This is a genomic window from Breznakia sp. PF5-3 (assembly GCF_029504745.1).
Classification (GTDB): Bacteria; Bacillota_I; Bacilli_A; order Erysipelotrichales; family Erysipelotrichaceae; genus Breznakia.
Window position 1 is genome coordinate 1 of record NZ_JAQFIQ010000064.1, and the last position, 10745, is coordinate 10745.

Consider the following 10745-nt stretch of genomic DNA (forward strand, 5'->3'; position numbering starts at 1 on the left):
TACTGTAATTGCTACTTTTGATCCATCCACTGTACTACTTGCTTCCGCTTTCGCTAAGTCTATTACTTTCGCATTATTTAATCCTGCTACTTCTTCTTTACTAATTGCAAAATCATTTGCTCCTATTCGTTCTTTATTCGTTGGATTTTCTTCTATAGAATCTTTTACTGTTACCTTTACAGTTTTGCTTACTGCTGATGCTCCACTTCCATAACTATATGTTACATTATAACTTCCTAGTGTTCCTGCTTTAATTGTTGTAAAAGTCATCGCTGTTACTACTGGTGTTGGATTGCTTCCATCTGCACTTGTTACTTTTGCATCATTTACTGTAATTAATGCTTCTTTGTTTGCTAATGCTTTCGCTTCAGCTACAGAAATAAATGCGTCTTTTGCACTAAGTGCATTTGATCTATCATTTGATATTTCATTTTCATCTGCTACTACTGTTACTTTTACGGTAGTACTTTTTAAACCTGTGCCACTTCCATAACTATACGTCACATTATAGCTTCCTAGCGTTCCTGCTTTAATTGTTGTGAAATCACTTGCTGTTACTACTGGTGTTACACTTGTTCCACCTGCTGTCGCTGTTGCACTGTTAACATTTATCAATGCTTCTTTATTTGCCAATGCTTGTGCTTCACTTACTTTTATAATTGCATCTTTTGCATTTACTGATGTTTGGCTTCCATCATCTGTTATCGTTACTACTACACTCTTTTCTACTAATGTAGCTCCACTTCCATAACTATAATTTAAGGTTACTGTTTTTGCTGTTGTCGCATTTTTTACTAATGCATATTCAGTATCACTTAATTTTGGTTTATCTGTTGTTCCATCTACTTTTGTTACAACTGCTTTTGTTGCATCTAATAATGCATCTTTATTTGCCAATCCATTTGCTTGTGTTAATGTTAATGTCACATTTTCTGCATTTAATGAATTCTCTCCATTTGTTTTTGCATCATCTGCAATTACTGTCACCTTTACTGTTTTACTTACAGCTGATGCTCCACTTCCATAACTATATGTTACATTATAACTTCCTAGTGTTCCTAGTTTGATTGTTGTAAAAGTCATCGCTGTTACTACTGGTGTTGGATTACTTCCATCTGCACTTGTTACTTTTGCATCATTTACTGTAATTAATGCTTCTTTGTTTGCTAATGCTTTCGCTTCGCTTACTTTAATAAATGCATCTTTTGCACTAAGTGCATTTGATCTATCATTTGATATTTCATTTTCATCTGCTACTACTGTTACTTTTACGGTCGTACTTTTTAGAGTTGCTCCGCTTCCATAACTATACGTCACATTGTACGTTCCTAGCGTTCCCGCTTTAATTGTTGTGAAATCACTTGCTGTTACTACTGGTGTTACACTTGTTCCACCTGCTGTCGCTGTTGCACTGTTAACATTTATCAATGCTTCTTTATTTGCCAATGCTTGTGCTTCACTTACTTTTATAATTGCATCTTTTGCATTCACTGATGTTTGGCTTCCATCATCTGTTATCGTTACTACTACACTCTTTTCTACTAATGTAGCTCCACTTCCATAACTATAATTTAAGGTTACTGTTTTTGCTGCTGTCGCATTTTTTACTAATGCATATTCAGTATCACTTAATTTTGGTTTATCTGTTGTTCCATCTGCTTTTGTTACAACTGCTTTTGTTGCATCTAATAATGCATCTTTATTTGCCAATCCATTTGCTTGTGTTAATGTTAATGTCACATTTTCTGCGTTTAATGAATTCTCTCCATTTGTTTTTGCATCATCTGCAATTACAGTTACTTTTACAGTTTTACTTACTGCTGATGTTCCACTTCCATAACTATATGTTACATTATAACTTCCTAGCTTTCCTGCTTTGATTGTTGTAAAGTCACTTGCTGTTACTACTGGTGTTGGATTACTTCCATCTGTACTTGTTACTTTTGCATCATTTACTGTAATTAATGCTTCTTTGTTTGCTAATGCTTTCGCTTCGCTTACTTTAATAAATGCATCTTTTGCATTTATTGCTTTTGTTTTATCTGGTGATACTTCCCAACCTTTGTCTAACACGACATATGTTTTTGCTTTCGTCTCAGTTAAATTTGTTCTTGTGTCTTTTAATGTATAACTTACTACATATGTTCCAGGACTACTTGTATTAATTGCTGTCGTTGGTGAGTAAGTTAATTTCAAATTCGTAGGATCGCTTGCCAAAGAAAGTAAACTACTTCCATCATAAGTTTTTCCTTTAAGTCCATCTCTTAAATTTATTGTTGCACTTCCATATTCAATAAACACCTTTTCTACACCTACATTCAATGTAGGGCGTCCCACCACTTTAAACTGTGCACTTGTTGATGTTATTGGGTCAAAAGGCATCTGTCCAAAGGTTGCTACCTCGGTAATTGTTGTTTGACCATTTCCTACATCTGGTGCTGTCATTTCATAAGTAAATGCGGTCTTTCCTGAATTTACATTTGATGCACTTAGTGGTACTACTAAATTGTTGGAAATATCAGTTGTATTGTATGCATTAACATTGTTAGTTATACTAGTTCCGTTTGATTTTGGATTATTTCCAGTAAAAAGATTTCCTTCGCTATCTTTTAATTGCTCAATACGCGTATTTGCATTAATAGTTGCTAGTGCTGTACTACTTACTGTTGTCAACTCATGTTTCACTTGAATCGTTTCATTAGGGTATGCAAAACTTGTTGTTGTATTTACTTGTGTCTCAAAAATCCCATCCTTATTTCTATCAGCCCAAAATGATGTAGCATCATGAGTAGGTGGCCAATCTGTATAATATGTAGAATTGAAAGTAAGCGACGCAGTTCCTACCGGTGTAGAAGTACCATCTGGATGTACTTCTGGAACCCAGCTACTCATAGCAAAATATACATTTTTATAATCGGATCCAAATACAGTTTTACCTCCAATAGAATAGATTCTTTGAAATCCCCCTATACTTACTGTCAATTGACCATCGCCTGTTTCTGGATTAGTACACACAAAATTCATTTTAAAATCTTTTGCGTTACTGCCTCCCACAACGTTTCTCTCATAACTTTCACCACTTATTGGTTTTAATACACTATGGGTTGTACCCTTCATATAATATCCATAAACCCCATTACCAAAAGCACTAGTTGAATAAGCAGAATCTAGGGTAAACATTGCATTCCACAATAATCCATTTGGCATTTGTGATTGATTTATATTTGACAAAGTATAACCATTTTGTCTTTCCACAGTATATAAGTTTTTATCTACCATCCCTGTGTTATACATGATGTGACCTGCTGTTACTTCTTTATTAGGGTTTGTATGTAATGCAAAACTAACTCCATCTGCTTCTGCTGCAGTAAACGTTCCTTCAATTACAAAACTACGTGAAAAATCTAAGGTAAACTTTGAATTTACTAATCCTGCTGTATATTTGGAAAAACTTATTGTGTTCCCATTGATAAATGGAGAATTTGTATCTTCTGATTTTGATATTTTAAATGCTTCAGATAAGCCTCCTGAAGAGAATGGTGTGACTAATTTTGTCATCACATCTGTCGAAACTTGATCTGACTTTTCTTTTTGTACTGATTGAATATTATCTACTTCTACACTAATTGTCGTATCTAATTTTTCATATCCATCGTCAGATGCGTTTTCTTCACTATCTCCTGCTTTATTTATTTTTTTTATATAACTTACATTAAAGTTAAATGTTCCGTTTTCATTTGCCTCATAAGTAGGATTACTCAAATCAACTTGCACACCTAAGTCATCTTTAATTGCAACAATTTCATACATTGTTGTATCAACATCAGATAAATCAAAGTTGATTGATGCCTTCGTCTTATCATCACTGTACTCAACGTCACTGCGTATCTGTGGTATATTTTCATTTTCATTTGCTACCACATTTGAATACAAAGATGAAACACTTGTAATTCCTATCATGAAAGCAATTAAAACTTTCGTAAATTTACTAATTTTTTTCATTTTTTTTCCTTTCTGTTAATAATTCTTTAAACTATTCCTATGCGTTTCTTTTATCGCCCTTCATTCCCTCCTTTAACGCAAAAGCAATTTCATTAAAAAAACGAAAACCCCAATTCGTTGATTTAAGTAATAAAATTGCTTTTTCAAACGTTAGACGGTCTCTTCTCAATACTGGTTTTAAATTTCTTAAAATAATTTTCACTATTCGTTTACACTATAAAAATAGTGTTACTGTTTTAACTTTATATACGCACTATATTTTCAAATTTTAAATAGCTTTGTAATATGATTAATCAATATTGATAACGTATCGTTCATAATTCCCTGCAATATTATACACATATAGTTCAAGTATCCCATTAAAAGGCCCTTTGATTTGATGATCATTTGATAAACTCTCTTTCTTTTGGTCATGAACATAATAAGATTTTTCATAATCAATTTTAATATCGTCAATAATATCAAATGTAAGTACATTATTTTTATACTTAATATTTTCTAATTTTGGCTCATCACGATAAATATTTGTAATCTTTATCGTCTTGTAATCTTCTTCAGTTGAAACTATATATGTTCCATTTTCATTCACAATAAAACTAATATAGTTTTCTTTTTTATCGCGGATATTCAAACTTTCTCCATCTTTATTTTTTATTTTAACTTGTTGTCTTGCAACTGGTTGATTAAAATACGCGTATACAATTACATCTTGATTTGTTAAAGCTGTATCATAGGTAATAGTCTCTAACATAAGACTGATATCTTCACTTTGATTTGTATAATTATAATAAAGTATCCCTGCTGTTGAAAACACGCCCAACGCAAGGAGCGCTCTCCCTATTTTTTCAGTAATTGAAACAATCCCCATCTTAGCTGAACTTGGTAATGCTTTTTCGGTGATTAATCCAAAAATAAACTTACTTTTATCCGCTGGCATTGAAATATTTTCCACCATGTAGGAAAAAAACTGAAAATACATTAATGGAAATACAATATTCATGTTCTTTGTTGTCAGCCCCTTTTTATATAAATCTGGTTTAATCATATCGCGTACGATTTTTAACCTTGTTTTTACTGTACCCTCTGGCATCTGCATAACTTCAGCTATTTCTTTGACACTTAAATCATCAAAATATTTTAATTTTGCAATTTGTTCATAATTAGTAGGCATCTTTGCAAATTCTGTAGCTATGGTGTTCCATATTTCATTGCGATTAAATAAAGTAGCTGAATTTTCTTTATTTTCAAGTGTATCAATGATTCCATCATCACTATATGTCTGTTTTAACGTTCTACTATTTTTTCTTAAGATTTCAATAATTTGTCGATATGCAACTGAAAAAAGCCATGAATGAAATGCAGAAAAATTATTGAGTGTATGAATTTTTGTGTATACTTTAATAAATGTTTCTTGAACAACCTCTTCTGCGTCTGCATTGTTTTTTAAATATGAAACAGCAAAATAATATATTGTTGATTCATAGTGTGCATAGATTTTCTCAAAAGCTTTCTGATCCCCTTTCATTAACTGCAATACAGTTTCATCTTCAATCTTTTTTGTTTTCATACTTTCGCCCTCACTTTTTACTTTAAACAGAACCTGTCATAAATAGGACGAAGTAATTGTAGATTTCGTTTAACTTTTTTTTATTTTCATAATTTTTATAAAAAAATACCATGATGAATACTCCTTATACGAAATATTAATCATGGTATTTCAAGTAACCTTATTTTGCTTTCACTTTTATCCAAAGCTCAGCTAATACCTTTTTCATTTTCTCATTATAGTTAAAGATTTCATCTTTTTCATATCCGCTACGAGGAATATAAGCACTGTTCCCTTTAAACTCATTATTTGCTAATTTTTCTCTTACCTTTTCTACACTTGATGTATAGCCTACATAAGCAGAATTGCCTTCTGCTACACTCTCTTCAAGATTGTAGTTAATATATTCCTCAGCTAGTAAAGGACATGTACTATTCTTAGGAATTACCATTCCATCTGACCATAGATTTGTCCCTTCTAATGGTTCAAAATATTGCATCTTAGAATTTTCATCATGGATATAAGCAGCATCGCCACTATAAACAACAGCAATATCCTTTTCACCATTGATCATTCCATCAATAACTTCATCTGTGACAATAACTGGATTATTTTCTTTCAACTCTTTAAGCCATTCATAAGCTTCATTGATTTCTTTCTCATCCGTTGTATTCATAGAATATCCCAATGCTTTCAATGCCATCATGAAAGAATCTCTTTCACTATCATAAACATATATTCTACCCTTATACTTAGGATTTTTTAAAACATTAAACCCTTCTTTTTCAACATCTTCTTTCTTCACTGTTTCACTATTGTAGATAATTCCTACACTTCCCCAAAAATATGGAATACTATATTCATTTTTAGGGTCATAAGACAAATTCAACACTTCAGAAGATAATCCACCATAATTGGTAATATTTTTTAAATCAATCTTTTTCAACATGTCTTCTTGAATCATTCTTTCTATCATATAATCTGATGGAATTAATACATCATAACTCTCTCCACCTAACAGTTTTGTATACATTTCCTCATTGGAAGCAAAAACAGAATAATTTACAGTTACATTATATTTTTCTTCAAACCCTGAAATTGTGTCTTCTCCTACATACTCCCCCCAATTAAATACATTTAACGTATTACAACCATATTCTTTGATTGGATCTATCTCACTTGAAGCATTTCCTCGCAATGCATTCAATCCAGCAATCCCCAATCCTAAAACAATCGCTGAAATTACAAACACATGACGATATGATCGATTGGTATATCTCTTTTTTCGCATAGACACAAGGTTCACCACAACAAGAGCAACTGTAATAAATAGGACTATGATAGTTGATAAAGAGTTAATCGTTGGATTTACCCGTTTTGACATTGTATACACCATTATTGAAATATTATTAACGCCTTTTCCGGTTACAAAATAAGAGATAATAAAATCATCAAATGACATTGTAAAAGCAATCAATGCTCCTGCTACAATTCCAGGCATCAATTGAGGTATCACTACTTTGCGAAGTGCATAAAAAGGGGTAGCTCCCAAATCCATTGCAGCCTCTGCTAAATTTGGATCTAAACGTCGTATTCGTGGCATAACACTTAGCATCACATAAGGGATACAAAAAATAATATGAGATAAGAGTAAAGTGAAAAAACCTTTTTCAATATGTAATGAAGTAAAGAATAACATCAATCCAATAGCGGTAACAATCTCTGGATTCATAATTGGTAAATTATTGATTTGTATTACAATCTCCCGTAATATTTTCTTTGATCTTGAAAGTCCAATACTAGCCAATGTTCCAACAATCGTTGATACAACAGTTGCAATAATTGCAATCAACAATGTATAGTAAATCGATTCCAGCATTGTCTTATTAGCAAACATTTGCTCATACCAACGAAGTGAAAATCCTGTAAACTTTGATAATGACTTAGAACTATTAAAAGAAAAGAACATCATATATATGATAGGTAAATAAAAGAAGACAAGCATTCCACCTAAAAAGATTTTTGATCCAATTCGCTTTTTCATTACGAATCACCACCATTCTTATCTAAGCGTTTCGTTAGATACATAGATACCATAATCAAAAGTGCCATGATTAAAGAAATTGCACTTCCAAAATTCCAATCTCCTGTCGAAACAAAATAGTTTTCAATCAGATTTCCAATTAGCAATTGTCCTCCCCCCAATAATTTTGGAATAAAGAAACTACTAACTGCTGGTAAGAATACAAGGGTAATTCCTGAAATCACACCTGGCAAGGACAATGGGAAAATAACTTTTTTAAATGTTTCAAAAGGAGTAGCTCCTAAGTCACTACTTGCTTCCAACAAACTTTTATCTAGTTTTGCCAAAGATGAATGAATTTGAAGAATCATAAATGGTAGAAAGTTATATACCATTCCTAAAATCACTGCAAATTCAGTATGAATCATATGAACTTTTCCAACCCCAAAAAAACTTAAAATATTGTTGATGACACCATTGTCATTTAAAATGCCAATCCATGCATAAGTACGAACAAGCATATTAATCCACATTGGTAATGTTATCAACAAAATAAAGAAACCATTGTGTTTTACATTCATTTTTGAAATTAGATATGCTGCTGGATACCCAATTAAAATACAGATTACAGTTGTAATTAGAGCGATTCGAAACGAATCAATTAATACACCTAAAAATACATTATCTTGAAAAAAACGAATGAAATTCTCAAAAGTGAAATGAAATGTCATAACATCATTTCCTTGTGAAGTAAAAGCATAAAGCAAAATTAATAGCATTGGTACAACCAAAAAAATACTAATCCATATAACATATGGTTGTATGAGTTTTTTATAACTTTTCATGTTAGAACCCCATTTTTTCCATCACATGGATATCTTCTGGATCAAAATCAATTCCTACATGTGTATCAACAGTTGCATTTCTAGTTGTATGAATTTTAAACTCTCTACCTATTGTTGAAAACGATACAATATATTTTCCTGGTGTTAGTTCATCAACATCAAAATCATAATCAACATTTCTGACTTCAATATCTTCATCTGTATCCAAATTCCAACTTACCGCATCTGCCCAAGTTCTCAAATCTGTATCCAACGCTTGGCTTTCCTGAATTTCATCTAGGGTAGTAAAAAAATCAAAAGCTGCAATCCCAATCCGCTTCTTTTCATCTGTTACATATTTTTGCTTTACCACAAAAATATCAACTTGAATCTTAGTACCTTTGCTCGTTGAGAAAGTAACTGGATAAGTTCCTGCTTCTGCTTTTATATCATACTCTATATTGGCAATCGACAAATAATCTTCACTTTCCGCATCCCATGCCTGTGCATCTGCTCTAGCGATAATATCGTCATCATTCAATTCTTCTAAATCTTGAATATCTAAATAGAAATTATTTGCTGATATGTATTCACCTGCTTCTTCATTATATATAGGTTTCTTTTCATACACAGTCAATGTGACATCAACATGGCTTCCTCTCGATGTTTCGACAATAATTTCATTGTGCACGCCCTTAAACAAAACAGATAATACTTTCCCATTCAATTTTCCTTTTCCCTTTTTCACAATATCTATATCTTCAGGACGAATCACAATATCAACATCTTCATTCTTTTTAAATCCAAAATCAACACATTCATAGTTATGCTCATCAAAAGCAACTAGATAATCTTCTTTCATGATTCCATCAATAATATTACTATCCCCAATAAAATTTGCCACATATTCGTTTTCTGGCTCATTATAGATATCAGTTGGTGATCCAACTTGTTGGATTTCTCCATCTCTCATGACAACAATTTTATCTGACATTGTTAATGCCTCTTCTTGATCATGCGTCACATAGATAAACGTTATTCCTACTTCTTGTTGAATCTTTTTAAGCTCTAATTGCATTTCTTTTCTCAACTTTAAATCAAGTGCCCCTAAAGGTTCATCCAATAGCAAAACCTTTGGTTCATTTACAAGCGCACGAGCAATAGCAATACGTTGTTGTTGCCCACCAGAAAGTTGATCGACATTTCTCTCCTCGTACCCTTCCAAGCTTACTAGCTTCAACATTCTTGTAACTTTTTGACGAATAACATCATCACTCATTTTTTTGATTTTTAAGCCAAATGCTACATTATCATAAATATTCATATGTGGAAACAATGCATATTTTTGAAATACGGTATTGAGTTCTCTTTTGTATGATGGAAGCTTTGAAATTTCTTCATTATCAAAAACAATACTGCCTTCATCTTGTTCCAAAAAACCTCCAAGAATTCTAAGTAATGTGGTTTTACCACAACCTGATGGTCCTAGTAAAGTTACAAATTCATTTTCATAAATATCCAAATTAATACCTTTAAGAACCAATGTATCATCAAAGTTCTTAACGATATTTTTAAACTGTATCAATTTTTTCATTTCCAAATCCTCTCTTAAAAATTTGGTGGCGAAATAATCCATAGAATTTCTGCTGTTCTATCTCCTTTATTTTTTAAATAATGGGTATGCTTCCCATTCAAATAAAATGTTTCTCCCTTATTCATCTTTTCTATTTTGCCACCATTTATTAGTTCTATTTCTCCATTTAAAACAAAGCCAAACTCTTCACCCTCATGTGGTTCAATCGGTGAAGATTCTGCATTCGGTGCTAACTTTAATATAATTGGTTCCATATCATTCTTTTGTGCGTTAGGAACAATAAACTTCGTGGTGGCACCATCTTTTTCATTAATATAGTAATCATCCTCGCCAAAGACAAAACGAGTATTCTTTTCCTCTTTAAAAAATTCACTTAAATTGGTTCCTAGTGCTTCCAATATATCTTCTAGTGTTGCAATAGAAGGAGAAGTAAGATCACGTTCTAGCTGACTTAAAAAACCTTTGGTAAGCTCACTTCGAGCTGCCAATTCTTCTAATGTTAAGTTATTTTTAGTTCTCAATTCTTTAATTTTTAAGCCGATATTCATACGTCTCCTTTCTGTTTAGTAATACTAAACTTTCTTTGATTGTTTATTAAACCAATACTTATTATATATTCTTTTCAAAAAAATGCAATATAATTACCATTGATTCTTATTTTTCCTTGATTATTAAACTTAAAGCAACAGGTTGTTGCATTAAGATGAAACCGGTATAGTAGAAGGAGCTTTGTGTTTTGTGAGAAAGGATAATATT

At 32.0% G+C, this 10745-nt stretch carries 6 protein-coding genes; all 6 read right to left on the minus strand.

What is annotated here, in order from left to right:
* A partial coding sequence (locus M2475_RS10955; RefSeq protein WP_277491553.1) for a hypothetical protein occupies nt 1-4002 on the minus strand: 4002 nt, incomplete at its 3' end.
* A 289-nt stretch (nt 4003-4291) separates the two neighbouring features.
* Nucleotides 4292-5569 (minus strand): RNA polymerase sigma factor, encoded by a 1278-nt coding sequence (locus tag M2475_RS10960; RefSeq protein ID WP_277491554.1) that lies wholly within the window; start codon nt 5567-5569, stop codon nt 4292-4294.
* A gap of 160 nt (nt 5570-5729) precedes the next feature.
* The gene (locus tag M2475_RS10965) at nt 5730-7592 is read right to left on the minus strand and encodes an extracellular solute-binding protein (protein ID WP_277491555.1); all 1863 of its coding nucleotides are present in this window, start codon (nt 7590-7592) and stop codon (nt 5730-5732) included.
* A complete protein-coding gene (locus M2475_RS10970; RefSeq protein ID WP_277491556.1) occupies nt 7592-8416 on the minus strand; it encodes an ABC transporter permease in 825 nt (274 codons plus the stop codon). The genes M2475_RS10965 and M2475_RS10970 overlap by 1 nt, the downstream gene beginning before the upstream one ends.
* Before the next feature lies 1 nt (nt 8417).
* On the minus strand, nt 8418-9989 hold the full coding sequence (locus M2475_RS10975) for an ABC transporter ATP-binding protein (RefSeq protein ID WP_277491558.1): 1572 nt from the start codon (nt 9987-9989) through the stop codon (nt 8418-8420).
* Between the two features lie 14 nt (nt 9990-10003).
* A complete protein-coding gene (locus tag M2475_RS10980; protein WP_277491559.1) occupies nt 10004-10537 on the minus strand; it encodes an XRE family transcriptional regulator in 534 nt (177 codons plus the stop codon).
* Between the last annotated feature and the right edge of the window lie 208 nt (nt 10538-10745).

What these genes read in the sequence shown, in the direction of transcription:
- M2475_RS10960 (WP_277491554.1), bottom strand. Translation starts at nt 5,569, where the DNA reads ATGAAAACAAAAAAGATTGAAGATGAAACTGTATTGCAGTTAATGAAA.
- M2475_RS10965 (WP_277491555.1), bottom strand. Translation starts at nt 7,592, where the DNA reads ATGAAAAAGCGAATTGGATCAAAAATCTTTTTAGGTGGAATGCTTGTC.
- M2475_RS10970 (WP_277491556.1), bottom strand. Translation starts at nt 8,416, where the DNA reads ATGAAAAGTTATAAAAAACTCATACAACCATATGTTATATGGATTAGT.
- M2475_RS10975 (WP_277491558.1), bottom strand. Translation starts at nt 9,989, where the DNA reads ATGAAAAAATTGATACAGTTTAAAAATATCGTTAAGAACTTTGATGAT.
- M2475_RS10980 (WP_277491559.1), bottom strand. Translation starts at nt 10,537, where the DNA reads ATGAATATCGGCTTAAAAATTAAAGAATTGAGAACTAAAAATAACTTA.